Source organism: Acidisoma sp., assembly GCF_035492295.1.
Taxonomy (GTDB): domain Bacteria; phylum Pseudomonadota; class Alphaproteobacteria; order Acetobacterales; family Acetobacteraceae; genus Acidisoma.
Genome location: NZ_DATJJK010000104.1, coordinates 1 through 24,463 on the forward strand (window position 1 = coordinate 1; position 24,463 = coordinate 24,463).

Sequence of the window (24,463 nt, forward strand, 5' to 3'; positions counted from 1 at the left end):
TATCGCGGTCTTGATCTGCTCGGCCATCAGGCTGGTCAGTGCATCGACGCCGCGATCCCGCCCGATCAGCATGAGTGTCTGCACCCGCCCGCGCAGTTCATGCACGGGCACATAGGCGAGGCGTCCGGCCCGCTTCTCCCATTCGATATCGAAGGGCGTGAGGAAGGTGATGGCTTGGCCCAGCATCGCCGCGTGGCGCATCACTTCGATGGAATTGGTCTCGAGCGTCGGTTCCACTTCCAGCGCCGTCGCGGCGAAGGCCTCGTTGAGATAGGGGCGGATCGCCATGCCCTCCTCGGCGACGATTAGCGGGTAGTCCGCGCAATCGGAAAGCCGCAGCTGCTGGCGAGAGGCGAGGGGATGATCCGGTGCCATCACGGCACCGAGCCGGCCGACGCCGGAGGCGAGAACGCGCAGGCTGGGGTCCCGCGGGAAATCGAAGCCCAGGCCAAGATCGGCTTCGCCGGCCGAGACGGCGGCCATGATATCCACGCCCGAGGGCAGCAGGCGCATGGTGAGTTTCACCCGTGGCGAGGTGCGGCGGAAATCGACCGCGATGCGCGGCACCATGTTGGCGGCAAGTCCGCTCATGATGGCGAGGGTGATCTCGCCGCGCCGAAGGCCCTTCAGCTCCTCGATGCGGCGCTGCACGCGCTCCATGTCCTTCAGCGTCTGGCGGACATGGCGGATGACGATCTCGCCCGCCGCCGTCAGCATCAGTTTCCGGGGCAGGCGCAGGAAGAGCGGCGTGCCGAGCTCGGCCTCGAGCGCCAGGATTTGCCGGTTGATGGCCGAGGAGGCGACGTTCAGCCGCGCCGATGCCTTCCGCATCGATCCCGTCCGCGCCACCTCGTCCAGATAATGCAACAGGCGGCTATGCAGCATGGGCGAGCTCTCTCAGGCAGCGGACTGCACGCATTTAGGCAGCGGTTCCGTGGTTCTTCAATGCTTTTTCGTCTCGCATCAGCCGGTCGTTCTAGGCAAGATGCCTGGGTTCGGGATGGGGGGCCTTGATGCTGACGACAAAGCAGAAGACGCTCAGGGCTTTCTGGTATCCGACGGTCAGGCTGGATGATCTCGCATCCGGCCCGCAACCTTTCCGCCTGATGGGCGAGGATATTGTTCTGTTCCTCACGCCGGACGGCAGGCCGGCCGCGCTGGAGGACCGCTGTTGCCACCGCACGGCCAAGCTGTCCAAGGGGTGGTGCGACGGCAACCTCCTCGTTTGCGGCTATCATGGCTGGGCCTTCGAGCGGGACGGCACGCTCGCCCGCATTCCGCAATTCGACCCTGAGGCGCCGTTTCCGAAGCACCGCGTGAAATCCTTCCACGCCGCCGCCCGCTACGGCTATCTCTGGGTGGCGCTGGAGGATCCCATCGCGCCCATTTTCGAGATTCCCGAGGATGGGGCGGAAGGCTTCCGCCGTATCTTCCAGTTCTATGAAAGCTGGAACACCGCGCCGCTCAGGCTGATGGAAAACTCCTTCGACAATGCCCATTTCGCCTTCGTCCATGCCGGGACCTTCGGCGACATCAAGCAGCCGAAGCCGCGCGTGTACGAGATCGAGGAAACCGGTTACGGCTTCAAAGCGACGACGGTGGTGGATATCCTCAACCCGCCGCCGGCCCATGCCGTGACCGGCACCACCGAACCCATCACCACGCGCAGCATGGTCAACCACTGGTATTTGCCCTTCGCGCGGCGGATGGACATGACCTATCCGAGCGGCATCCGGCACATCATCATCAATGTCGCGACGCCGGTGGAGGATGGCCGCATCCAGCTCATCCAGCTGCTCTATCGCAATGACCGGGAGGAGGACTGCTCCACCGAAAAGCTCATCGCCTGGGATGCGACGATCGTGCATGAGGATCGCGACATTCTGGAATCGACCAGCCCGGACGCGATCCTGGACGTGCGGCGGCGGATCGAGGCGCATATGCCGTCCGACCGACCCGGATTGATCATGCGCCGCCGATTGCTGGAGCTGTTGCAGGCGCATGGCGAGGAGGAAGTGACCTTGGACTATGGGGCGGCGCGATGAGCGATTTTGCTATTCCCACGTCTGGCCGCTTCTGGTTGCGCCATGCAGCCATTCCCGCCGGCACGGTTGAAGCCTCGCTGCCGGCGCCGCGCGACGGCTACCTGCATGACGCCGATATCCTGATCGAGGACGGGCGCATTGCGGCAATCGCCCCCGCCACGGGCGGCGAGGGCGCGGACCTGCAGCGGCGCATCGTCTTTCCGTGTTTCGTTGACATGCACACGCATCTCGACAAGGGGCATGTGGTGGCGCGCACCCCAAACCCGGACGGCACCTTTACCGGTGCGCTGACGGCGACGGGCGCAGACCGCGCGGCCTATTGGACGGGGGAGGACATTTCTCTCCGTATGGATTTCGGCCTGCGCACGGCCTATGCCCATGGCGTTGGCGCCATCCGCACCCACCTGGACAGTTTCGCCGAGCAATCCGAGATTTCATGGGGCGTGTTCCGCGATCTGCGCGCGCGCTGGGCGGGAAAAATCGCCCTGCAGGCAGTGGCGCTGACGACGATCGACCAATACGACACGCCATTCGGCGCGGAACTTGCCGCCCTTGTTGCGCGATCGGAGGGAATCCTCGGCGCCGTGACGCGGCTTTCCGGTGTCGATCATGGTGCTATCGTCGAGATCGACCGGCTGCTCGACCTGCTTTTCGCACAGGCAAAACGCTACGGCCTTGATGTCGACCTGCACGTAGACGAGACGGATGATGTGGCAGCCTTCACACTGCCGCGCATCGCGGCGGCCATCGAGCGAAGTGATTTTCGGGGTCGTGTCACCTGCGGCCATTGCTGCAATCTTGCGCTGCAGCCGGAGACCACGGCGGCGGAGACGATTGCGCATCTGGCGAGGCTCGGTGTTACCATCGTCACTCTGCCATCGGCGAACATGTATCTGCAGGACCGGACACCTGGGCGCACGCCGCGCTGGCGCGGTGTTACGCTGGCGCATGAGCTGCGCGCGGCGGGTGTGGCCTTCGCAGTCGCGACGGACAATTGCCGCGATGCCTTCGTGCCCTACGGCGACCATGACACGCTGGACAGTTTTCGCTTCGCGCTGCGTGTGTCCCATCTCGACCACCCCTATGGCGACTGGGCAGGCGCGATCACCGCGGTGCCTGCCGCCGCCATGGGCCTTAAGGATTGCGGCCTCATCGCCCCGGGACGCACCGCCGACCTGGTGCTGACCCGGGCGCGCAGTTTCGACGAACTCGTCTCCCGCCCGCAATCCGATCGGACGGTCCTGCGCGCGGGGCGGGTGATCGACCGCACTCTGCCGGATTATGCGGAACTCGACATCCTGAAGGGCGCCAAGCCCCGCACGCTGGCGGGGCCGAGCGCTGCCTGAGGCAATGGCTTAGCGCGTAAAACGATTATCCAAGGCCTGGGCGAAGAAATCGCTCGTCACCTGCCGAACCGGCTGGCCCGCGAAGGAAACCTGGTAGGCGGACCCCGGCGGTGCGTTCTCACCGCCTGGGTGAATGGCGAAGGCATCGCCGTCCCAATGGGTGCAGGGCATCGCCACCTGCGCGGGACCGGCGACAAGCGTGAGCCCCGCGGTCGAATTCCGCACGACCAACGGCCCGTAATAGGCATTGTCATAGGTGCCGACATAGGCGCCGAGAGCCTGCGGCGGCGCGGGGTGAGCGGGCGGGGTTTTGCCGGCGAGGCTGCCTTCCGGCGCCCGCATCTGCGCGAAGACGGGTGCCACCACGGCCAGCCAATCCCGCTGGGCGGTGCCGAACTGGACATAGTCCAGGAAGGTCAGGCTGATCGCTTCGGCCACGCCGACCGGCCAGGCGTTCGTGAGCACGACGATGCCGACGCCAAGTTCGGGCAGCATCATGATGCTGGTGCCGGCGCCGAGCAGGAAGGCGCCGGAATGGCCGAGCATTCGGTGCCCGCCGTCGCTGGTGCCGACATTGAAGCCGAAGCCGTAATAGGAGGCAGGTTTCCCGTCATGCGCCGGGCCACTCTGCATTTGCGGCGAAAGCGCGGGGATGAGCCCTGCGCGTGCCACGATCTCCCGGCCCTGATAGCGGCCTTGGCCGAGGATGAGAGAGAGCCACTTCGCCATGTCCTGCACCGAAGAACTCGCGCCCCCGGCAGGGGACTGCGCTTCCGGATTGCGCACCGGCCCGGGCAGAAAGCGGCCGTTTACCGGCACATGCCCGACGGCCCGGTTGTCCATGGCCATGAACTCCGCGAAGCGGGAGGTGGTGCGACCCATGCCAAGCGGGCGATAGAGCACGGTCTCGGACAGGCTTGACCAGTCCTGCCCGGCCTTCACCGCCACGGCCTCTGCTGCAGCGGTGACGCCCATATTGGTATAGGCGTAGTGGGTGCGAAACCCATCCAGCGGCAGCATACGCAGCCGGTGCAGGATCTCGTCACGCCCGTAGCCCAGATCCTCCAGAACGTCCCCCGCATGGTCCGGCAGGCCGGAGCGGTGGGCGTAGAGATCGGCGATCGTCAGTTCTCGCGTCGCCATGGCATCGGAGAGCGCGAACCAGGGCAGCAGGCTCTGCATCCGGCTGTCCCATGCCACGCTGCCGATGCCGACCTGATGGGCGACGACGGTGGCGCCAAGCGGCTTGGAGACGGAGGCGAGCTGGAAGACGGTGTCGGCGTTCACCGCTCCGGCTTCGCCTACCTTGCGCAGGCCGTAGCCGCGGGCGAAGCGCAGATCGTCACCCTGCACGATGGCCAGTGCGATTCCCGGAACACCGGAGCTCGCCTGCAGGCTTTGCGCCAGCGCATCGGTGGCGGTGATGGCATGGTCGAGTTGGGCGCGGTCCAGTGGAGCGGCGGCCCCGGCACGGGATGCGAAAGGGGCGCCGAGTGTGCCGCCGAGCAGCAGCCGGCGTGAGACGAGGCCTGGCGCCATGGAGGGCATCCCATCGTTTCTGGGTCGATTGATTCTCAGTGAAGCCCAGCGCGGATGGCCTGGCAATCCCCACGGACGAGCGGGTTGGCGCTCTGCCCTATTGATTAGACCTTAGAACGCCGCCATGCGCCGCTCGACAAGGGCGAGATGGGCGCGGAGCTGCGGCTCCGTCGCACGGTTGATGTCATAGAAGGCGAGGTGCTCCACCGGGGCCCCGGGCTTGATCGTCACCCGCAACACGCGCGTGACCAGCTTGCGCGGCGGATCACCGACGAGGGCCGCGCGCAGGCGATTGCCGCCATAGGTCATGCAGGCGGTGAGCTTGCCGATATTGTGCAGAATGGGGCGGACCTTGCCGTCCAAAATGTCGAAGGAGACGCCGGGCAGAAACACCCGGTCGAAATAGCCCTTGAGCATGGCGGGAAAGCCGAAATTCCACACCGGGGAGACGATGACCATTGCCTCCGCCGCCCGCAGCCGCGCGACGTATTCGGCGACCGGCGCGGTATTCTCGGGGATGTCATGATAGGCGAGGCGCTCCGCCCGCGTCACGATGGGCTGGAAGCCCTCGGCATAGAGATCGCAATCATCGACGCTGTGGCCTGCCTTCCGCAGGCCGCGCAGTGCGGCCTCATGCACCGCGGCGTTGAAGCTGCTTTCCACCGGGTGGGTATAGAGAAGAAGGACTTTCATCAGGCGGCCGGCTGGCTGAAGAGATAACGGCGGGAGCTGGAGAAATCGAAATTCGGATCGTCCCAGGCGATCATCTTGCCCGGATTGAGCAGACCCTTGGGGTCCACTTCACGTTTGAAGGCGAGCTGGCCGTGGTCCGATCGCTTCATGCCGCCTTCCTCCAACGTATAGCGATGGGGATTGAAGACGAGGCAGCCGTTCTCCTCGAAAAGACCGATGATGGCATCCAGCCGCTCCTCGGTCGTGAAGCGGATCAGCGGCAGGCCGGAACAGACCACATGCCCGTCGAAACGGATGAATTCCAGATGCTCGATCATCTCATCGCCCAGCAACCGGCCCATGGTGGCGACGGCCGCAAGGTGATCCGGATAGGGGTAGAGAATCTGCAGATAGGTGAGCGAAGGGTCCACCCGCCGGGCGACAAGGGTGGTGTGATTCCAGGTCAATTCGAAGAGAGGGGGCAGGGTTTTGCGCTCGTCGTCCGTGAGCCGATCGGACCGGAAGACCTCGGCGCCGCCGTGGCGGGCGGCGAAGGCCGCAAAGGCCGTGACGGAATGGGGGGCGACCATGACGAGGACGGAAACTTGATCCCCCGTCAGAAATCGGCCGTGCTGCGAAAAATAGCGACGCCCAAGGCCTGGCCCCATGACGGCCAGTTCCTTGAGCAGGATACCGTCTTCCCGGCCCAGCGCATCGGAGAAATGCGCCGCCTTGGCCAGATCGTCGAACGCGACAATGGCCTCGACCCAGTCATAGCTCGGGGCGAGGGGCACGGTACACTCGGTGATGATGCCGTTGGTGCCGTAGGCATGGGCGACCTTGGCAATCTCGTCACCCTCCAGCACCAGCAGACGCGGCTTGGCCTCCATCGTGGCGACGCGCAGCCGGGTGACATTGCCACTGTTGCGCAGGCCGCCCCAGCGGATGGAACCGACGCCGCCGGACCCGCCGGCGATGAAGCCGCCGATGGAGGCGGTGCGATGGGTGGAGGGGAACATGCGAAGTTCCTGGCCGGAATGGGCACGGGTGGCGGCGTCGATCCGACCGAGCAGAGCGCCGGCTTCGGCGACGACATAGCCGGGGCCGATCTCCCCCACCGCGTTCATGGCGTGCAGGTCAAGCACCATGCCGCCGGCAAGCGGCATGGCTTGGCCGTAGTTACCTGTGCCGGCGCCGCGCGGCGTGACCGGCATGTCGAGCGCATGAGCGGCGGCCAGCGCCCGCAGCACTTCCGCCTCGTTCCGTGGTGTCACGACGACATCGCCCACCACCTCGTCGAGCAGGCGTTTCAGCACCGGCGAATACCAGTAGAAATCGCGGCTTTTGCGGCGGACGAGGGCAGGATCATCCTCCACCAGCATACCGTCGAGCATGGTTTTCAGCTGTGCGATGCTGTTCGGTTGCATGGGTCTTGCTCCGTCAATTCTCGCGCCGCACGGCACTTTCGTGCCAATGGCGGAGGGCGAAGTATTCAAGTGCGCTCATCAACCCGAAAATGAGGATGCCGAGCACCGAGAGCAGGCCGAGGGCCGCGAACATGCGCGGAATGTCGAGCCGGTTGCCGGCTTCGATAATGCGCCAGGCAAGCCCCGTGGAGGCGCCGCTGCCGGCAACGAATTCCGCCACCACCGCGCCGATGAGCGACAGCCCGCCCGAGATTTTCATGCCAGCCAGGATATAGGGCAGCGCCGTCGGAAACTGGATTTCCGTCAGCACCCGCCAGCGGGACGCGCCGTAAAGCTGCATCAGGTTGCGCAGGTTATGGTCGGTCGAGCGCAGGCCGAGGGTGGTGTTGGAGAGAACAGGGAAGAAGGCGACGATCCAGGCGAGGATGAGCAGAGCCAGCCGGACATTGTCATATCCGACCCAGATGATGATGAGCGGCGCGATGGAGACCACGGGCGTCACTTGCAGGATCACCGCATAGGGAAAAAAGGCGGTCGCGATCCAGCGCGATTGCGAGAAGAGGACGGCAAGTGCCACACCGCCCACGACCGCCGCGATGAAGGCTTCCACCGTCACCGTCAGCGTGAACCAGAGCGAGCCCATCAGACTCCAGAAATCGGCGATGAAGGCGCGCCAAATAAGGGTGGGCGCGGGGAGGACGAATTTCGGCACGCCCAGGGCGGTGACGATGAGTTGCCAGGCCACCAGGAAAAGAACACCGACAAGAAGCGGCAGGGCCACTTTGAGCACCCGCCCCGAGACGTCCGGCGGCAGGGTGATGGGGGCCTCGCTCATGCGCCCTCCATTGTCGCGTGAAGGGCGGCGGAGACGTGACGGCAATAGTCGTTATAGGCGCTCGTCAAGCGGAAATCCTCGCCGCGCGGATAGGGTTCCGTGATTTGGATATCATCCGTGATGCGACCGGGGCGCGCGCCCATGACAATGATGCGATTGGAGAGATAGACGGATTCGTAGACGCTGTGAGTGACGAAGATGACCGTCCAATTCTGGCCTGCCCACATGGAGAGAAGATCGTCATTGAGGCGAAAACGGGTGATCTCGTCCAGCGCCGCGAAGGGCTCATCCATGAGCAGCACGGAGGGATTGGTGATGAGGCCGCGAGCGATGGAGACGCGCATTTTCATGCCACCCGAGAGTTCGCGCGGATAGGCGCGGGCAAAATTCTCGAGGCCGACCTGGGCGAGGGCGGCCATGACGCGCGGCGTCGCCTCCCCGCGTGAGAGATGCTGGAGCTTCAAAGGAAGATAGACATTGTCGAAGACGGTCGCCCAGGGCATCAGCGTCGGCTCCTGAAAGACGAAGCCCAGGTTGCGCGCGCGCTCCGCGCCGTCCGGCCAGCCGATCCGCCCCTGGCTGACCTCGCCGAGACCGGCGATGAGACGCAGCAGCGTCGATTTGCCACAGCCCGAGGGGCCGAGAAGGCTGACGAATTCCGCGCGGCCAACGCTCAGGTTGACGTCCCTCAGCGCGACCGTGCCGTTGCCATAGGCCTTGGTGACCCCATCGAGGGTGATGATGGGCCGCGCGGCGGCCAGAACAGGGTCGAGGCTGTCCATGCTCAAGGTTGGCCGAGAATCCTCATTTCTGGGCAAGTCTCAGGCTCAGCGCCTTGTTCACGAAACGCAGCGTATAGGCTGCCTTGTAGTCGAGCCCCGCTGGATAGACGCCCTCCTTGGACATGACATCGAAGAAGTCCTTCCAGCGCGCATCCGTCATGGCGCCGATGCCGAGCTTGGCCGCGTCGCCGCCCTCGATCATGCCTTCTTTCTTCATGGTGGCGATGGCATAGGCGATGACGCCGTCACTCTCGTCCGGATCATCCCTCTCGATCAGCGCATCGGCGGGGGCCGGGTTGCCGTGCAGATAGTCGTACCAACCCTCGATGCTGGCATCGACGAATTTCTGCACCACGTCCGGATGTTGGTCGATCATTTTCTCGGAGACCATCACCAGCGAGGCATAGGATGGATAGCCGTAATTCGCGAAGAGATAGACCTGTGGTTTGAAATGGCCCTGCTGTTCGACGAGATAGGGCTCGGACGAAATATACCCCTGCTGAATGGCGTCCTTGTTCACCAGGAAGGGCGCCATGTTGAAGGTGTAGGGGCGGATCTGACTGTCGGTGAAGCCGTATTTGGCTTTGAGCCAGAGGAAGAAGTTGTTGGCGGCTGCGCCTGCGATCATCACGGGTTTGCCGCGGATATCGGCGAGACTTTTGATGTCGCTCCTTGGATGCGTCATCAGGCATTGCGGGTCCTTCTGCGACACCGCCATGACGGCGACGGCATGGGCGCCGGCCTGGACGAGGTTGAGCGGTCCGAAACTGTTGGAGCCGAGGGCGAAGTCTATGGCGCCAGCGGCGAGCAGCTGCATATTGTCGATGCTCGGCCCGCCCTGGCGGATGGTGACGTCCAACCCCGCCTTTTTGTACAGGCCGAGGGCGAGGGCTTCATAAAAGCCGCCATGCTCGGCCTCGGCCTTCCAGTCGGTAACGAAGGTGATTTTAGTGTCCGCCGCGAGGGCGCGGGATGCTGACAAGGCCAGGACGGCCGAGAGGGCAGACAAAGCGGCTCGGCGGAGTAGCTTGCGCATCCAGATCCTCCTGCGTGACGCAAGAGCCTCGCTCGATCGGCTTAAAATTTAAGCAAAAACCGATCGGGCTATGCTCGTCACCTCAGAGCAGCATAAATCTTGGGCAGGCTTGAAGCATCAAAATTTGCACATTCCGTTGCCTTTAAGAGAGCACTGCCCTGAGTTAGCGCAGGCGGCCGGAAGCAATGAGCGCCGCCAGCGATTCGGGCAGCGCGCAATCCGGCGGCAGTTCCGGCGCCGCCTCGGCCGCAGCCAGTTGGGTTCGCATCGGAATGACGCCGGCCCAGACGGGAACATCGCGTTCCACCGCGTCTCCCGGCGCGCCGCTTCGGCATTTCACCGAGGCTTCGTCAATTTCCATCCAGAGAACAGAGGTTGCCTTTAGTTCCTGCGCCGTCATAGGCCGCAGCGTCTCCCAGCGGCCGGGAAAGAGCCCGTCGGTGAAGGCCCGCAGTGCCGCTTCGGCCTCCGCGGCATCGTCGATCAGATGCGCCGTGCCGAAGGCCATGACAGAGCGGTAATTGACCGAATGGTTGAAGGCCGAGCGGGCCAGAACGTAGCCGTCCATCAGGCTCACCGTGAGGCAGACGGGCATCGCCTCCGAGGCGCGGAGGAAGCGGCTGGCGGAGGAGCCGTGCCAATAGAGGCGATTTTCGTGCCGCCAATGAATGGTGGGCGTGACGTAAGGCGCACCGTCGATGACATAGCCGACATGGCAGAGCGGCGCGGCATCCAGCACGGCATAGACCGCTGCCTTGTCGTAGCTGCCACGGGGGTGGGAGCGGCGCACGCGGTTGCGCTCTGTGATGGGAAAGCTGCTGTCGGTCAGGGAATCGGGCATCGGGGTAGCTCCTTCGATACTCGCATCCTGCCCGCAATCCGGTATGGTGAAAAACGCCAGTTTCACAAAATCGGACAGACCAGTTGATGGCAGAGACGCAGATCGCGCCGGTGGCGCTGGACCGTGCGGCGGGCGATTTGGAAGGCCAGGTCTATCGAGCCTTGCGGGCTCGGATTCTGGGCGGCACGCTGGGGCCCGGCCAGGCGCTGCCCTCGACCCGCGGCTTGGCGACCGCCCTCGGCCTCGCGCGGTCCACCATCGTCGGCGCCTACGAGCGGCTGAAGGCGGAAGGATTTGCGGAGAGCGCGGTCGGACGTGCCACACGGGTCGCGGCGATCGCGCCGCCGCTCGGCGCTCATCCCCGCCAGGTGAGACCGGAGCGGGCAGCACGGGAGGAGCCGCTTCTGCCGCTGCGGCCGGGCGTGCCCGATCTTGCCTCCTTTCCCCGTGCCCTCTGGGGCCGGTTGCTCGCCGCGCGCGCCCGCCGCCTTGGCGCGGAGGATCTGGGTTATGGCGCGCCGCTCGGCCTGACGGCGTTGCGGGAGGCAATTCTGGCCCATATCGCCATCAGCCGCGGCGTGGTGGCGGAACCCGACCAGCTTTTTCTCTTTCCCTCGACACGGGCCGCGATCGGGTTGATCGCCCGCCTGGCACTCACGCCGGGACAATCGGCCTGGATCGAAGAGCCGGCCTATCCCAGCGCCCAGCGCATCCTGGCCGAGGCTGGGGCGACGCTTCTCCCCATGCCCTGCGATGAGGCCGGCATCCGGGTCGACACCGACGCGGTGCGGCCGCACCTCATCTACGTCACGCCCTCCCACCAATATCCGACCGGGGTGACGATGAGCCTCGCACGCCGTCTGGCCCTGCTGGAAGCTGCCTCCCGGCATGGCGCACTGATTCTGGAGGATGACTACGACAGCGAGTTCCAGTTCGACGGCAAGCCCATCGCCGCGCTGCAGGGGATCGATCGCGCCGGGGTGGTTGCCTACCTCGGCACCCTTTCCAAGGTCCTGGCCCCGGGGGTGCGGCTGTCCTATGCGGTGGTGCCGCGGAGCCTGGCCGAGCGACTGGGCACGATGATCCAACTGCAGGGACTGGCGGTATCAATTCATGTCCAGTCGGCATTCCTGGAGTTTCTGCGCGAGGGGCATTTCCGCGCCCATATCCGCCGCATGACGCCGCTCTATGCCGCCCGCATGGCGGCCTTCCGCGCGGCGGTTCAGGCGGCTTGCGGTGACGCGATCATGCCGGGCCCAGGCACTGGCGGGCTGCAGCTTGCCCTGTGGTTCCGCGATCCGACCTGCGATGACCGGGCAATCGCGGAGCGACTGCGCGGCGCGGGCTACGGGCCGCAGGCGCTTTCGGCCATGCATCTCGGCGCTGGGCGGCCAGGGTTGCTCTGCGGCATCGCAGGCCTCGCGCCCGACGGGACGGGAAGGGCGGCGCGGGCCATCGCCGAGGCCATGGGCGCCGTCACACTCGTCTGAGACCGTCGATCAGCACATCGATGAGACGCAGCGCGCTCGGCTGCCAGTCAGGCCCGGCGGAGCCGTAGGCGAAGCCGAACAGGGCGTGCAGCAGATCGAGCGGGGCGACATCCTCGCGGATCGCCCCTGCCGCCCGCGCGCGCGTGATCAGAAGTTCCACCGCCTCGGTGATCACCGGGCCGGAGGCGGCGTAAAGCTCGGTCGTGCCGCCGGCCATGGCATTGAGCGCAGGGGCGATGAGCTTCTTCGTCGCAATGTAGTCCACGAACAGCCGCATCCAGGCGCGCAACGCTTCGAGCGGCGGGTGGCTGCTGGACAATTCAGCCGCGGCAGCGGCCAATTGCTCAACCCCGCGGCGATAGACATCGGCCAGGATCGCGTCCCGGTTGGGGAAGTGCCGATAGAGCGTGCCAATACCGACGCCGGCGCGGCGGGCGATTTCTTCCAGGCTGATATCGGTTCCAGACTCGCTGAAAGCCGCCTTGGCGACCTCAAGAAGCTTCTCCCGGTTGCGCTGGCTGTCGGCGCGCGGCTTGCGGGTGGAGCAGAGGAATTTCACGTCAAAATCTCCCTTGATAAACGGAGGAGTCCTCCGTATATAAATCGGAGACATCCTCCGTTTAATCCATATCCACCCGCCGGGCAAAACCTTTGCCGGCGGCGGAAGAGAGGCGGCGGATGCATCAACCGGGTCTCATCGAGACCGGACAAAAGGAGGCCATCATGGCTCAGCAATTTGGAGCGACCTCGACGACGGATGACGTGCTCTCTGGCATCGACCTGACGGGCAAGCGTATTCTGGTGACCGGTGTTTCGGCGGGTCTGGGTGTCGAGACCGCGCGGGCGCTTGCCGCCCACGGTGCTGCGGTGATCGGCACCGTGCGCGACGTGGAGAAGGGGCAGCACGCAACCGCCGGCATTCCCGGCATCACTCTGCTGCAGATGGATCTGGCGTCGCTGGCGAGCGTGCGCGCGGCGGCGGACAAGCTCGTGGCCGAGGGCAAGCCGCTGGATCTCATCATCGCCAATGCGGGTGTCATGGCCTGCCCCAAGAGCTTCACCGCCGACGGGTTCGAGATGCAGTTCGGGACCAATCATCTCGGCCACTTCGTCTTCGTCAATAGCATCGCCTCTCTACTGCAGGCCGGTGGGCGGCTGGTCAATCTCGCGTCCTCCGGCCATCGCTTTTCGGATGTTAACCTCGACGATCCGAATTTCGAGCAAACCGAATACACGCCCTTCGGCGCCTATGGCCGCTCCAAGACCGCGAATATCCTTTTCGCAGTGGAGTTCGACCGCCGGCACAAGGCGCGCGGCGTGCGCGCTGTGGCCGTGCATCCTGGCGGCATCCAGACCGAACTCGGCCGTCATCTCGGTGACGATGTGCTCGCGGGGCTCGTTGCGCAGCTCAACGAGAACAACCGCGCGGCCGGGCTGCCGCCGTTCCAGTGGAAAACCATCCCGCAGGGCGCGGCGACCTCCGTCTGGGCGGGTGTCCGCGCATCCGCGGACGAAGTCGGCGGCCTCTACTGCGAGGATTGCCATGTGGCCGAGCCCGAGAACAACGACCAGGCGATGCGCGGCGTGCGCGCCTATGCGCTCGACCCGGACAACGCCCGCGCATTGTGGGCGAAGAGCGAGGCGATGGTAGGCGAGCGCTTCTGAGCTTTGCCAGACCAGACGCCGTCGGATAGGGCGGCGTGCTAACGGTAACGGGCGATGGCGTAGTCCGCGGGCGAGAGATCTGTTTTCTCGCCCGCGATGACCTGGGCGATGTGGCGTGCGGAACCGCAGCTCATTGTCCAACCCAGCGTGCCATGGCCGGTATTGAGATAAAGGCCGCGGATATGGGTGGCGCCGATGACCGGCGTGCCGTCCGGGGTCATTGGCCGCAGGCCCGACCAGAAGCTTGCCTTTGACAGGTCCCCGCCGGGAAAGAGATCGCTCACCGAATGTTCCAGCGTGCGGCGGCGCGCCGTGGGCAGGTCGGTCGTGAAGCCCGAAATCTCGGCCATTCCGCCGACGCGGATACGATCCCCAAGCCGCGTGATGGCAATCTTGTAGCTCTCGTCCATCACCGTCGATTCCGGCGCGCGGGCGGCGTCGGTGATCGGGATCGTCAGCGAATAGCCCTTCACGGGGTAGACCGGCAGCTTGATTCCGAAATTGCGCAGCAGGAAGGGCGAGTAGCTGCCGAGGCAGACCACGACGGCGTCGGTCGGGATCGGCACCTTGTTGGTCGCGACCGATTCCACCTTTCCCGCGCTCGTCACAATGGTTTTGACGGTCGTGCCATAGCGGAAGGTGACGCCGAGGGCGCGGGCCTTTTCGGCAAGGCCGACGGTGAACTTGTAGCAGTCTCCAGTCTCGTCCTTGGGCGTCAACAACCCGCCCTTGATCTTTTCCCGCACATGGGCGAGCGCCGGCTCTACCCGGATGCAGCCTTCTGGATCCAGCACCTCATAGGGAATGCCGTCAGCCGCCAGGGCCTTCACATCCTTGGCCGAAGCCTCCCGCTGATCATCCGTGCGGAAAAGCTGCAGTGTGCCCTGCATGCGCTCGTCATAGGCGATGCCAGTCTCGGCGCGCACGTCGGCCAAAGCCTCTCGGCTGAGATCGGCCATGCGCAGCATGCGGCCCTTGTTGACCGCGTAACGCGGCCCTGAGCAGTTGGCGAGCATCCTGAGGAGCCAGGACAGCATGGCCCAGTCCGGCTTGGGCCGCAGGATGAGCGGGGCATGCTCCATAAACAACCATTTCAGCGCCTTCTGCGGAACGCCGGGCGCGGCCCAGGGGCCGCAATAGCCGAAGGAGACCTCACCCGCATTGCCAAAACTGGTTTCCAGCGCCGGGCCGCTCTGACGGTCGACGACGGTGACCGCGTGGCCGGCTTTCGCCAGCTGATAGGCGGTGGTGACACCCACGACGCCGGCGCCGAGAACGGTGATCTTCATGACAGGTCCAAAGGTCAGGGTTTCAGCGATAGTCGCGGCGATAGCGAGGGCCGAGGGCGGTCAGGAATTCGTATGGGATGGTGCCGGCGTCTGCCGCCAGCATTTCCAGCGTCTGATGGGGACCGATCACCTCGACCAAGCTGCCAAGATCGAGCGTGCCTTCTGGCAGGCTTGAGATATCCACCGTCATGCTGTCCATCGAGACGCGGCCCAGGATGGGTAGGCGCTGGCCCTGGTAATAGACGGCACCTTTTCCGCTCAGCGAGCGCAGCAACCCGTCCGCATAGCCGGCGGCAAGCGTCGCGAGGCGGGTTTCGCCGGTGGTGACATGGGTGCCGCTATAGCCAACGCGGGCACCGGCCGGGACGGTCCGTGTCTGCACGACCGCGATGGAGAGGCTGACGACCGGCTGCATGGGATTCGCGACGCCCACATGCGGCGCACAGCCATAGAGCGCGATGCCGGGGCGGCAGAGCGCGCCGTGATAGTCGCTTGCCATCAGCGCGCCGCCGGAATTGGCGAAGCAGAGCGGAATTTCGGGAAATTCGGCGACGACCTTCCGCATCTCCGCAAGCTGATCGGCGTTCTGGGCGGCCGCCGGCTCATCTGCCGAGGCGAGATGGCTCATGATGTAGAGGATGTCGAGTTCCGGGCAGTCGGCGAGGGCGGCGCGAAGCGCACCGCGTTCCTCTGGGGCAAAACCGAGCCGGGACATGCCGGTGTCGAATTGCAGCACGGCGGGCAGGCGGGTGCGCTCGATCTGCGCCTGGGCGCGCCAGCGGGCGAGCTGGGGCAGGGAATTGATGACGGGAATGGCCTGGGCCGCGGCGCAACCCGGCTCGGCACCCGGCAGCAACCCGTTGAGCACGAAGAGCTGCGCGTCCGCCGGCAGATGAGGGCGGAGCGCCGAAGCTTCGCCGAAATGGGCGACGAAGAAATGCCGGCAGCCGGCGGCGAGCAGCTCTTCCGCCGCGCGCACGGCGCCCAGACCGTAGGCATCCGCCTTGACAACTGCCGAGACGCGCACCGGGGCGACCTGGGCCGCGAGCTTCTCGTAATTCCGCCGCAGCGCCGACAGGTCGATGGTGAGATAGCCGGGGAAGCCCTGGGCCTCGCCGGTCAGCAGCGTGCGCCAGTCGATGCTGTCCATGATCCCTCCGCCTCAGTGCGCGTGATCCCATGGAGGTTAGAACAAGAATCGATGAAATTCCGACGAATTCGTGCTTGAAAATGCGATCGGACCATGTCGAAAGACAGAATCTGCGCCAGATTGAAAGTTTCTGCATGGCCTCGATCGACGCGATCGACCGCAATATCCTCCGCCTGCTGCGGGTGAACGCCCGCATGAGCAATGCGCAATTGGCCGAGGAGGTCGGGCTGTCGCCCTCCGCCTGCCTGCGCCGGGTCAAACTGCTGGAATCCTCTGGCGTGATCCGAGGCTATACGGCGCTGGTCGAGACCGGGACCGGCGGGCAGGGCATCGCCGTTCTTATCAACATCACGCTCGACCGCCAAACGGAGGAGTTTCTTAATCGCTTCGAAATGGCCGTGCGCAAGCATCCCGAAATTCAGGAATGCTACCTGATGACCGGCGGGTCCGATTACTTCCTGCGCGTGGAAGTGGCCAGCGCCGGAGATTTCGAGCGAATCCACAAGGAGATTCTCTCGACGCTCCCGGGCGTCTCGCGCATCCATTCCAGCTTTTCGATCAAGAACGTGCTGGCGACGCGGCCGAAGGGACGGCGGTAGAACTTCATGAGCGGCGCAGTCGAACCCGACAACGGCTGATGGTCTCGGCCTATGGGCGCGGCGTAATCAGCGCCAAACGATAGGGTATCTAAAAATGGACAACAAAGAGTTTCATAGTATCGCCCGAATTGACGTTCGGCATCAGCTTTTTGCCAATATTGCGATGAGAAACTATGTTCTCTTCAAACAATCTTCAAAATCTTTGGAAGATCTGGGTGAACGAAGAGAGCCTGACGAACAAGGATATGACCTCAATGTTGAGAGAAAATTTCATGATCTCGGAGAGCAAGAAATAGAATCTGCCTTTAGCGTGATTTTATATTCGGCAATGTGTTTTGAATCTGCAATTTACGATCATGCCGCCCAATATTTTGGTGATTCGTACGTAGCGGATCATTTCGACAAATTAGATCTGTTGTCGAAGTGGCTTGTTATTCCTCAATTGACATGGAAGCGCGAGCTCAGAAAAGGTCATGCGCCGTATCAGCATCTGGCGACGCTAGTGAGAGCTCGGAACAGACTGGTGCACCATAAGTCAGAGAATATAAAAATGGATGACAATCTGCAGATGGAGCGCCTCAGGCGCCGATCAGAGGAGTTCAAACAGGACGTAGAGAATGCGATGAAGGCGCTAATTTTGATCTCGCTTGAGATGGATTGGCTGAGCGATCCGCCACGGTCCATAAATCCATTGCCGCGCTTCGGCGTATTTGTAGGCTACCCTGAGAAGAGATACCCCAGTGAGATGGCTCCTCTGGTTTCTGAGTGTAAGCGTATTTTTGCGCGGTCGATCGGAAAAGGTAGCGAAGAACATCCTGTGATCAATCCATTGGGATGAATAACGCCGCTAGCCACCCCGGTAGGTGTCCGGCCGCGCGATCTCCATGAAGCGCGCGGGCGCTGCCAGCGGCTCGAAACCGTATTGCGTGTAAAGCCCGTGCGCGTCCGCCGTCACCAGCAGCCAGCGGCGCAGGCCCTGGAGATCGGGATGCGTCGTCACCCGCTCCACCAGCCGCTTGGAGAGACCCAGGCCGCGATGCGCGGGCAGCACGAAGACATCCGCGAGCAGCGCGAAGGTCGCATAGTCGGTGACGACGCGAGCGAGGCCGACCTGCGCGCCCTGGTGATAGAGGCCGAAGCAGAGAGAGTTCTGCAGCGACCGTTCCATGACGTGCTGGGGAATGCCGCGCGCCCAGTAACTATCCTCGGAGAGATAGCGATGGATGACAGCGCGATCGAGCCGGTCGGCATCGGTCGAGATCTCGTAGCCTTCAGGCAGCCTCTCGTCGGTCATGGTCTGGCATCCGGTCAGAAGACAGGCTTCGCCCATCGCCGGAGCGGGCGGTGAACGGGGCTGAATTGTCAGGGAAAAGAGTGGACCGGCCACGTCGCGGCCGGTCCATGTCAGGGACAGATCAGGCGGCGCGCTTCAGCGCATCGCCCAGCACCGAGACGATCGTCTCGATATGGGATTTCTCAAGGATGAGCGGCGGGGAGAGCGCGACGATATCCCCCGTTACGCGCACCAGCAGGCCCTTGTGGAAGCAATCGACGAAGACATCATAGGCGCGCGCGCCCGGGGCGCCGGGGCGTGGCTCCAGTTCGACGGCGCCGACAATGCCGAGGCTGCGGATGTCGATGACGTGGGGCAAGCCCTTCAGTGAATGGAGCGCGTCTTCCCACGCGGGTGCCAGCTCCGCACCGCGGGTGAGCAGACCCTCTTCCTCATAGATCGCCATGGTGGCGAGGCCGGCGGCGGCGGCCACCGGATGACCGGAATAGGTGTAGCCGTGGAAAAGCTCGATCGCGCCCTCCGGCCCGGTCATCAGTCCATCATAGACATGGCGGGCGGCGAAGACCGCGCCCATCGGCACCGAGCCATTGGTAATGCCTTTGGCGGTGGTGACGAGATCGGGAATGACGCCGAAGAAGTCGGTCGCGAAAGGCGTGCCGAGGCGGCCGAAGCCTGTGATGACCTCATCGAAAATGAGCAGGATGCCGTGCTTGTCGGCGATCGCGCGCAAGCGCTCAAGATAGCCCTTGGGCGGCAGGATGACGCCGGCGGAACCCGACATCGGCTCCACGATCACGGCGGCGATGGTCTCGGCGCCATGCAACTGCACCAGACGCTCGAGATCGTCCGCGAGTTCCGCGCCTTGTTCGGGCAGGCCGCGGGTGAAGGCGTTCTTCGCGACATCCAGCGTGTGGCGCATGTGATCCGCCGGGATCTGCGGGAAGACGCGGCGGTTGTTGACCAGGCCACCGACCGAGATGCCGCCGAACCCGACACCGTGATAACCCTTCTCGCGGCCGATGATGCGGGTGCGGGTGCCCTGGCCGATGGCGCGCTGATAAGCGATGGCGATCTTGAGCGCGGTATCGACTGATTCGGAGCCGGAGCCGGTGAAGAAAACACGATCGAGCTTCGCTTCGCGGCCGCCCGGGGCCATGGCGGCGAGTTTGGCCGCGAAATCGAAGGCGACGGGATGGCCCATCTGGAAGGTCGGCGCGAAATCGAGCGTCATCAACTGGCGCTGCACCGCATCCGCGATCTGCCGGCGGGCGTGGCCGGCATTGACGCACCAGAGGCCGGCGGTGCCGTCCAGCACCTTGTTGCCGTCGACATCGGTGTAGAACATGCCCTCGGCCCCGGCGAGCAGGCGCGGTGCCGCCTTGAACTGCCGGTTGGCGGTGAAGGGCATCCAGAAATTGTCGAGAACGGGCGCGTTCGGGGTGATGTGGTTCATGAGGGCCTCCAATGGCGATACGCGACTTCGCGCGTTTCGCCGTTGCAAAACAAGTCCCTTTCTTCAAAGTCGTAACGCATTGAAAAGATGAGGTCGTTCGGACTATGTTTGCGATGTATTAAACAGCTGAAAAAGGAGCCATGCAGTGGCCGAAGATATCGGCGGAAGGCTCCGCTACCTGCGCATGGCCCGCAATCTGTCCCAGCGCGCCCTCGCCAAGCGTGCAGGGGTGACCAACGGCACCATCTCGCTGATCGAATCCAATGCCACCAACCCCTCGGTGGGCGCGCTCAAGCGCATCCTGGACGCGATACCGATCGGGCTTGCCGAATTCTTCGCCTTCGAGCCGGACCGGCCTGCCCGCGCTTTCTATCTGGCCGAGGAACTGACAGAGATCGGGAAGGGTCCTATCTCCTACCGCCAGGTGGGCCACAACCTGTTCGGCCGCAGCTTGCAGATTCTCAAGGAGTGTTATCAACCCGGCGCGGACACGGGAAAGATTCTGCTGACCCATGAGGGGGAGGAGGGCGGCATCGTGCTCTCCGGCCGGTTGGAGGTGACGGTGGAGGACGAGCGCCGCATTCTGGGCCCGGGTGATGCCTACTACTTCGAAAGCCGCCGGCCGCACCGTTTCCGCAGCGTGGGGCCAGTGCCTTGCGAGGTCATCAGCGCCTGCACGCCGCCCAGTTTCTGAACCGAGTTTCTGACACGCGCGGCAGCCGCTTGGCGTGCCTCTGCCGCCGCGCTAGAGCGGGCGCCATGGAATCCTCTTCGCCGCTGCGGCTATCGGCGTTCGCTCTCTTCACGGCCTTCTTTCGCGCCGGGCTGATGGGGTTCGGCGGTGTCTTGCCGATGATCCGCCGGGTGATGGTTGATGAACGGAAATGGCTGACCCCGGCGGAGTTCAACGAACTCCTGGCACTCTGCCAGTTTCTGCCCGGCGCGAACGTCGCCAATCTTTCGATCATCTTCGGATCGCGCGTCTGCGGCATCGGCGGGAGTGCGGCTGCGCTCACCGGCCTGCTCGGGGCACCGGTCGTGATCGTGCTCGTCATCGCGACGCTTTATAAGCGCTATGGGGACTATCCGCCGGTCGAGCATCTGGTGACGGGCCTGTCCGCTGGGGCGGCCGGCCTCATCCTCGCGACCGCGCTCAAGATTGCGATGCCGCTGCGGGGCTCCCCCTGGGCGCTTGCTGTCGCGGCGGCAAGCTTCGCGGCCCTCGGCCTGTTGCGGCTGCCCTTTCTGCCGAGCCTTTGCGTGCTCATGCCGGCGAGCATCGCCCTTGCCGGATGGAAAATCCGAAAATGACGCCGCTCCTGGCGCTGGCCTTGATCTTCGCCGAACTCTCCTTTCTGGCAATCGGTGGCGCGTCCACCACGCTGCCCGCCATGGAACGGGCCGTCGTCCACCAGCAGCATTGGATGAGTGCTGCCGAATTCGTTCGCCTCTATGCGCTGGCGCAGGCAGCCCCCGGCCCCAACATGCTGGCGGTGACGCTGTTCGGCTGGCAGGTGGCGGGCATTCCCGGCGCCATGGTCGCGACCCTGGCCTTCCTGCTCCCGGCCTGCGGCCTCGCTTATGTCGTGGGGCATCTCTGGTCGCGTTTTCGCGACCGGCGCTGGCGGCGGGTGGTCCAGGCCGGGCTGGTGCCGGTCACGGCCGGGCTGATGCTCGCGGCGGCTTTTCTTCTCTGCCGCGGGGCTACGGCCGACTGGCGCGCGGCCGTACTCGCGGGCCTCGTCACCATCGGATGCCTTTTGACCAAAAGGCATCCGCTGTGGTTTTTGGGCGCCGCGGCCCTCGCCGGCCTGCTCGGCTTTCGCTGAACGGCTATTTCACGCTGGAGAAGCTGGTCGGTACCAGGAACTGGCTGGAGATGGTGGCGACGATCGGCTTCTCGCGCTCGGACTCGGCGCGCTTGGCTAGCCAGTCCGGGTCGCTCGCGAAGGCGTTCCACTTCTGCTCGCGTTCGGCCAGGCTGTCCCAGGCTAGCATATAGGTGAGGGTTGCCGAAGACTCGCCCACGAGCGTCGTCCAGAATCCGGCCTGGCGGATTCCGTACTTCTCGAAGAAGCCGAGGGTGATGGTCTCGAAGCGGTTGAGCAAAGCGGGGAGGCGCCCCGGCAGGCAGTGGTAAACGCGCATTTCGTAGATCACGGTGCTGGGTCCTTGAGTTGAGGCGCGGGCCGGCGAGGACGGATGCCGGACCTTCTTCGGCGAAGCCTCGCTCGTCTTGTCCGACGCGACAAGGGGCTTGGTGCGCTGTGCGACAGGCGGTCTGCCAAGCCGAGTGCAGCATGCAGGAATGGCATGCGTCAGCACCATTTCTTTTGAAAATGCATGACTTACATGTCTGAAGGCACGGTTTTGCTGCACCGCACCCAGGCCTATCTGCCGGTCCAAGGAAAGGGGCTCAAGCCCGTTCCCGGGGACAACGCGCCCCAGCCAGTCTTAGGAGATGATGATGAAGAAGATGCTCATGGCGGCCGTGGCCGCCGCCACCCTCGGAATGACGGGTGCGGCACTCGCGGCTACGCCGGTCGTGCATCACGCGACCGGCGCCGAGATGGCCCGGAATTCGGATGTTCTGCCGAGCCAGCGCCCGGCCTATCTTGCACGGAACTCTGATGTTCTGCCGAGCCAGCGCCCGGCCTATCTGGCGCAGAACTCCAACGTTTTGCCGAGCCAGCGCCCGGCCTATCTCGCCTGATCGCACGATCAGCGCGAGCATAAAAAAGGCCGGTCCCGAGAGGGGCCGGCCTTTTGCGTTTCAGCGCGTTCCAGACGGCGGCAGCGGCCCGTTAGCGGATGGGCCCGGTGCCGAGCCCGGCATTACCGGTCCCGGGTGTCGCTCCGTAATAGTCGTCGATGGTGCTGGCATGGCGGCCGCCCCAGACATCAAGCTCGCCAGCCTCGTAGGTCGGCGCACCTTCGAGCTGGGCCCTGTCGGCGTCGACCACATAGCCTTCGACCCGGGTATCGTAGTGAAGCTGCCTCCAAGGCAGCGGATGGTAGCGGTCACCGATGCCCAGGAAGCCGCCGAAACTCATGATGGCGTAGTCGGCATGGCCCGAGGCCTTGTCGAGGATCACATCATAGACCGTGCCGAGCTTCTCGCCTGCACGGTCATAAACCGCGGTGCCATTGACTTGGCTCGCCGCGATCTTCTGGCCACCGGTTTCGCGGGGGTTGGTAATACCGGCCATTTTTTCCTCCTTCGGTGACGTTGCGTGCCACCTGGGAGGGAGATGGGAGCCGGGTGCGGGCGCGGCAATGCGGCGGGGCTGCCGAATGGCCGGCGCATCGCCGCGACCGCTTCAATTCTGCGTGTCGGTGGGGGAGGGGGAGGCGAGGAGCAGCGCACCCTCCAATGCCGTTTTCAGCGCGCGGGCGGCCTGATGGTTCATGCGCAAATGCGCGACCACGACATGATCGGAGGCGATCTTGTTGTTGGCGAGCGGGATGTCGCGCGTTGCTGTCAGGGTCACCTTGAGAATCCCGTTCATGTGGCCGAAGGCAGGGGCGTTTTCGAAGTAGAGAATGGGTGCGTTGGCACTCGCGATGCCGGACACGGCACCTTGCAGGCTCGGGATCGTCTCGACGATCAAGGGAGGCTCTTTGTCGGCCATGCGGCGGCTCCGGCAGTATGTTGCTGTGCGGCAAATCTAGGCGCCGACCGGCCAGAAAGTCGAGTTTCATGATCGTAATCAGAAAGGGCAGGTCAGCGGGCCGCAGGACGGCCGGCACGGCTTATCCCGCGAGCGGGACCAGATCGTTGCTCTGTCATTAAACATCCGGCTTCCGCGGCAGGGCGACGTTCACGCCAGCGCGATCAGTTGCGAAGGTTCATCACATTCTCTTGTGATTCCAAAAATGTGCCAGAATTGGTGGCCACCCTCGTGCCTTGACGGAACGAGAGTCGCCTACATATGGCGATCTCGAAACAACATCCGCCATTGAGCAAATGGAGGTTATAGTGAAAAAAGATTTTGGCATCGTTCTCGTTGCCGTTTCCTTGATGTCCGGTGCCGCCATGGCCCAGACCACCAGCTACCAAACGACGACGACGACGGTCCCGGCCGCGCCGCCCGTTGTGACACCTGTCGCACCCCCGCCGCCGGGCACACTGAGCGTCACGACCGAGAAAAAAGTCCAGGATGCCTACGGGGATTCGCAGACAACGCGGAGTACCACTTATGGCGGTGTCAACGGAACGGTGTCGCAGAGCGCGACCACCACGGTGCAGCAGCCGCCTCCGATGGTCACGACCACGACGCGTACAACGACGACCAACTGACTGTTGCATGTGAAAATAACGGGAGGGAAACAATGACCAATCTGACATCGCGCCTCGGCCTTGGCGTCACGCTGCTCGTCGGGACGTGCGGCCTCGCTGGCTGCGTGAGCTATGCTCCACCGCCGCCGGCGACCCACACAACGACGGAGAGTACGACGACAACCGAGCCCGCCACGCAACCACCCGCGGTGATGGTGCAACCGAATTCGACGACGACGACGACGACGCAAACCGTGCCGGCTCCCTGACGCCGGATCTTTCGGCGCGGAAAGGGCGCCGCGCAAGCGGCACCCTTTTGGCCGCAGGACCTCGCCGCTATGTGCTTGAACACCCACTACGCGTACACGAACGATCTGGAGGGCGTCTGAATGTCTTATGAGGCTTGGACCTGGATTATGATCGGCCTCATCATCATCGCGATTGCGGGGCTTGTCGCCACGATCATCTTGGACATCAGCAAACGCGGTTCTCCTGGCGCACTGACGGGCGCAAGAACTCTGCTATCGGTTGTCGGCATCATCGGCGCGGCCGGCTTTGCATCTTTGAGCCTGGGGGTGTTTCCCTTGGGCCACCCGGGTTCCGCGACCTCGACCCATAGTGGCGTGACGACCGGCCAGAGCGGCATTGTCACGCAGGGTCAAAAAAGCACGACCGCGACAGGCCAGTGACAAATCGCGAAGGTAGTTGGCCTGGGCTTCTC

The 24,463-nt window shown here is 64.2% G+C and carries 29 protein-coding genes; 13 read left to right on the forward strand and 16 right to left on the reverse strand.

Annotated features, from left to right (window positions below):
• Window positions 1-885 (reverse strand): LysR family transcriptional regulator (locus tag VL752_RS07480; RefSeq protein ID WP_325353721.1); only part of this gene is annotated, 885 nt, incomplete at its 3' end.
• A 128-nt stretch (window positions 886-1,013) separates the two neighbouring features.
• Here VL752_RS07480 and VL752_RS07485 point away from each other — a divergent pair.
• Window positions 1,014-2,045, forward strand: a complete 1,032-nt coding sequence (locus VL752_RS07485; RefSeq protein WP_325353774.1) for an aromatic ring-hydroxylating dioxygenase subunit alpha — start codon at window positions 1,014-1,016, stop codon at window positions 2,043-2,045.
• The gene (locus VL752_RS07490) at window positions 2,042-3,391 is read left to right on the forward strand and encodes a cytosine deaminase (RefSeq protein ID WP_325353723.1); all 1,350 of its coding nucleotides are present in this window, start codon (window positions 2,042-2,044) and stop codon (window positions 3,389-3,391) included. The genes VL752_RS07485 and VL752_RS07490 overlap by 4 nt, the downstream gene beginning before the upstream one ends.
• 9 nt (window positions 3,392-3,400) lie before the next feature.
• Here VL752_RS07490 and VL752_RS07495 read toward each other — a convergent pair whose 3' ends face one another.
• The 7 genes from VL752_RS07495 to VL752_RS07525 all read right to left on the reverse strand — a co-directional run bounded on the left by VL752_RS07495 (window position 3,401) and on the right by VL752_RS07525 (window position 10,523).
• A complete protein-coding gene (locus VL752_RS07495; RefSeq protein WP_325353725.1) occupies window positions 3,401-4,930 on the reverse strand; it encodes a serine hydrolase in 1,530 nt (509 codons plus the stop codon).
• A gap of 111 nt (window positions 4,931-5,041) precedes the next feature.
• Complete coding sequence (locus VL752_RS07500) at window positions 5,042-5,623, reverse strand: NAD(P)H-dependent oxidoreductase (protein WP_325353727.1); 582 nt, start codon at window positions 5,621-5,623, stop codon at window positions 5,042-5,044.
• Window positions 5,623-7,029, reverse strand: a complete 1,407-nt coding sequence (locus VL752_RS07505; protein ID WP_325353729.1) for an FAD-binding oxidoreductase — start codon at window positions 7,027-7,029, stop codon at window positions 5,623-5,625. Before VL752_RS07505 ends, VL752_RS07500 begins: the two co-directional genes overlap by 1 nt.
• A gap of 13 nt (window positions 7,030-7,042) precedes the next feature.
• Window positions 7,043-7,864 (reverse strand): ABC transporter permease, encoded by an 822-nt coding sequence (locus VL752_RS07510; RefSeq protein WP_325353731.1) that lies wholly within the window; start codon window positions 7,862-7,864, stop codon window positions 7,043-7,045.
• The gene (locus VL752_RS07515; protein WP_325353776.1) at window positions 7,861-8,646 is read right to left on the reverse strand and encodes an ABC transporter ATP-binding protein; all 786 of its coding nucleotides are present in this window, start codon (window positions 8,644-8,646) and stop codon (window positions 7,861-7,863) included. Before VL752_RS07515 ends, VL752_RS07510 begins: the two co-directional genes overlap by 4 nt.
• A 22-nt stretch (window positions 8,647-8,668) precedes the next feature.
• Window positions 8,669-9,682, reverse strand: a complete 1,014-nt coding sequence (locus VL752_RS07520; RefSeq protein ID WP_325353733.1) for an ABC transporter substrate-binding protein — start codon at window positions 9,680-9,682, stop codon at window positions 8,669-8,671.
• A gap of 163 nt (window positions 9,683-9,845) precedes the next feature.
• Window positions 9,846-10,523, reverse strand: a complete 678-nt coding sequence (locus tag VL752_RS07525) for a pyridoxamine 5'-phosphate oxidase family protein (RefSeq protein WP_325353735.1) — start codon at window positions 10,521-10,523, stop codon at window positions 9,846-9,848.
• Between the two features lie 86 nt (window positions 10,524-10,609).
• On the opposite strand from VL752_RS07525, the gene VL752_RS07530 reads away from it, so the two are divergent.
• The gene (locus VL752_RS07530) at window positions 10,610-12,013 is read left to right on the forward strand and encodes a PLP-dependent aminotransferase family protein (protein ID WP_325353737.1); all 1,404 of its coding nucleotides are present in this window, start codon (window positions 10,610-10,612) and stop codon (window positions 12,011-12,013) included.
• Here VL752_RS07530 and VL752_RS07535 read toward each other — a convergent pair.
• Complete coding sequence (locus VL752_RS07535) at window positions 12,000-12,572, reverse strand: TetR/AcrR family transcriptional regulator (RefSeq protein WP_325353739.1); 573 nt, start codon at window positions 12,570-12,572, stop codon at window positions 12,000-12,002. The two genes, VL752_RS07530 and VL752_RS07535, sit on opposite strands and share 14 nt — an antisense overlap.
• A 164-nt stretch (window positions 12,573-12,736) precedes the next feature.
• On the opposite strand from VL752_RS07535, the gene VL752_RS07540 reads away from it, so the two are divergent.
• Window positions 12,737-13,678, forward strand: coding sequence for an SDR family NAD(P)-dependent oxidoreductase (locus VL752_RS07540; RefSeq protein WP_325353741.1), 942 nt, complete (start codon window positions 12,737-12,739; stop codon window positions 13,676-13,678).
• A gap of 38 nt (window positions 13,679-13,716) precedes the next feature.
• On the opposite strand, the gene VL752_RS07545 is transcribed toward VL752_RS07540, so the two are convergent.
• Both VL752_RS07545 and alr read right to left on the reverse strand, forming a co-directional pair.
• The gene (locus VL752_RS07545; RefSeq protein ID WP_325353743.1) at window positions 13,717-14,967 is read right to left on the reverse strand and encodes a D-amino acid dehydrogenase; all 1,251 of its coding nucleotides are present in this window, start codon (window positions 14,965-14,967) and stop codon (window positions 13,717-13,719) included.
• A gap of 22 nt (window positions 14,968-14,989) precedes the next feature.
• Window positions 14,990-16,117 (reverse strand): alanine racemase, encoded by a 1,128-nt coding sequence (alr, locus tag VL752_RS07550; RefSeq protein WP_325353744.1) that lies wholly within the window; start codon window positions 16,115-16,117, stop codon window positions 14,990-14,992.
• A 134-nt stretch (window positions 16,118-16,251) separates the two neighbouring features.
• Between alr and VL752_RS07555 the strand changes: the two genes are divergently transcribed.
• Window positions 16,252-16,716, forward strand: a complete 465-nt coding sequence (locus VL752_RS07555; RefSeq protein ID WP_325353747.1) for an Lrp/AsnC family transcriptional regulator — start codon at window positions 16,252-16,254, stop codon at window positions 16,714-16,716.
• A 94-nt stretch (window positions 16,717-16,810) separates the two neighbouring features.
• Window positions 16,811-17,554, forward strand: coding sequence for a hypothetical protein (locus tag VL752_RS07560; protein WP_325353748.1), 744 nt, complete (start codon window positions 16,811-16,813; stop codon window positions 17,552-17,554).
• 9 nt (window positions 17,555-17,563) lie between these two features.
• Here the strand turns inward: VL752_RS07560 and VL752_RS07565 are convergent, their stop codons facing one another.
• Window positions 17,564-18,010, reverse strand: coding sequence for a GNAT family N-acetyltransferase (locus VL752_RS07565; protein WP_325353750.1), 447 nt, complete (start codon window positions 18,008-18,010; stop codon window positions 17,564-17,566).
• A gap of 121 nt (window positions 18,011-18,131) precedes the next feature.
• Window positions 18,132-19,463, reverse strand: coding sequence for an aspartate aminotransferase family protein (locus VL752_RS07570; RefSeq protein WP_325353752.1), 1,332 nt, complete (start codon window positions 19,461-19,463; stop codon window positions 18,132-18,134).
• Between the two features lie 145 nt (window positions 19,464-19,608).
• Here VL752_RS07570 and VL752_RS07575 point away from each other — a divergent pair, with 145 nt between their 5' ends.
• From VL752_RS07575 to VL752_RS07585, 3 genes are all read left to right on the forward strand, one after another.
• The gene (locus tag VL752_RS07575) at window positions 19,609-20,157 is read left to right on the forward strand and encodes a cupin domain-containing protein (protein ID WP_325353754.1); all 549 of its coding nucleotides are present in this window, start codon (window positions 19,609-19,611) and stop codon (window positions 20,155-20,157) included.
• Window positions 20,158-20,222: 65 nt separating this feature from the next.
• Window positions 20,223-20,774, forward strand: a complete 552-nt coding sequence (locus tag VL752_RS07580) for a chromate transporter (protein WP_325353756.1) — start codon at window positions 20,223-20,225, stop codon at window positions 20,772-20,774.
• Window positions 20,771-21,292 (forward strand): chromate transporter, encoded by a 522-nt coding sequence (locus VL752_RS07585; RefSeq protein WP_325353758.1) that lies wholly within the window; start codon window positions 20,771-20,773, stop codon window positions 21,290-21,292. Before VL752_RS07580 ends, VL752_RS07585 begins: the two co-directional genes overlap by 4 nt.
• Before the next feature lie 4 nt (window positions 21,293-21,296).
• Here the strand turns inward: VL752_RS07585 and VL752_RS07590 are convergent, their stop codons facing one another.
• Window positions 21,297-21,623, reverse strand: a complete 327-nt coding sequence (locus VL752_RS07590) for an NIPSNAP family protein (RefSeq protein ID WP_325353760.1) — start codon at window positions 21,621-21,623, stop codon at window positions 21,297-21,299.
• 307 nt (window positions 21,624-21,930) lie between these two features.
• On the opposite strand from VL752_RS07590, the gene VL752_RS07595 reads away from it, so the two are divergent.
• Window positions 21,931-22,176: a hypothetical protein gene (locus VL752_RS07595; protein WP_325353762.1), complete on the forward strand. Its 246-nt coding sequence runs from the start codon at window positions 21,931-21,933 to the stop codon at window positions 22,174-22,176.
• Between the two features lie 91 nt (window positions 22,177-22,267).
• Here VL752_RS07595 and VL752_RS07600 read toward each other — a convergent pair whose 3' ends face one another.
• Together VL752_RS07600 and VL752_RS07605 are read right to left on the reverse strand one after the other, a co-directional pair.
• The gene (locus tag VL752_RS07600) at window positions 22,268-22,672 is read right to left on the reverse strand and encodes a PRC-barrel domain-containing protein (protein ID WP_325353764.1); all 405 of its coding nucleotides are present in this window, start codon (window positions 22,670-22,672) and stop codon (window positions 22,268-22,270) included.
• 111 nt (window positions 22,673-22,783) lie between these two features.
• Complete coding sequence (locus VL752_RS07605) at window positions 22,784-23,095, reverse strand: hypothetical protein (RefSeq protein WP_325353766.1); 312 nt, start codon at window positions 23,093-23,095, stop codon at window positions 22,784-22,786.
• 347 nt (window positions 23,096-23,442) lie between these two features.
• On the opposite strand from VL752_RS07605, the gene VL752_RS07610 reads away from it, so the two are divergent.
• The 3 genes from VL752_RS07610 (at window position 23,443) to VL752_RS07620 (ending at window position 24,431) form a co-directional block, all read left to right on the forward strand.
• On the forward strand, window positions 23,443-23,763 hold the full coding sequence (locus VL752_RS07610) for a hypothetical protein (RefSeq protein ID WP_325353768.1): 321 nt from the start codon (window positions 23,443-23,445) through the stop codon (window positions 23,761-23,763).
• A 32-nt stretch (window positions 23,764-23,795) separates the two neighbouring features.
• Window positions 23,796-24,011: a hypothetical protein gene (locus tag VL752_RS07615; RefSeq protein ID WP_325353770.1), complete on the forward strand. Its 216-nt coding sequence runs from the start codon at window positions 23,796-23,798 to the stop codon at window positions 24,009-24,011.
• Between the two features lie 120 nt (window positions 24,012-24,131).
• On the forward strand, window positions 24,132-24,431 hold the full coding sequence (locus VL752_RS07620) for a hypothetical protein (protein ID WP_325353772.1): 300 nt from the start codon (window positions 24,132-24,134) through the stop codon (window positions 24,429-24,431).
• The last annotated feature ends 32 nt before the right edge of the window (window positions 24,432-24,463 follow it).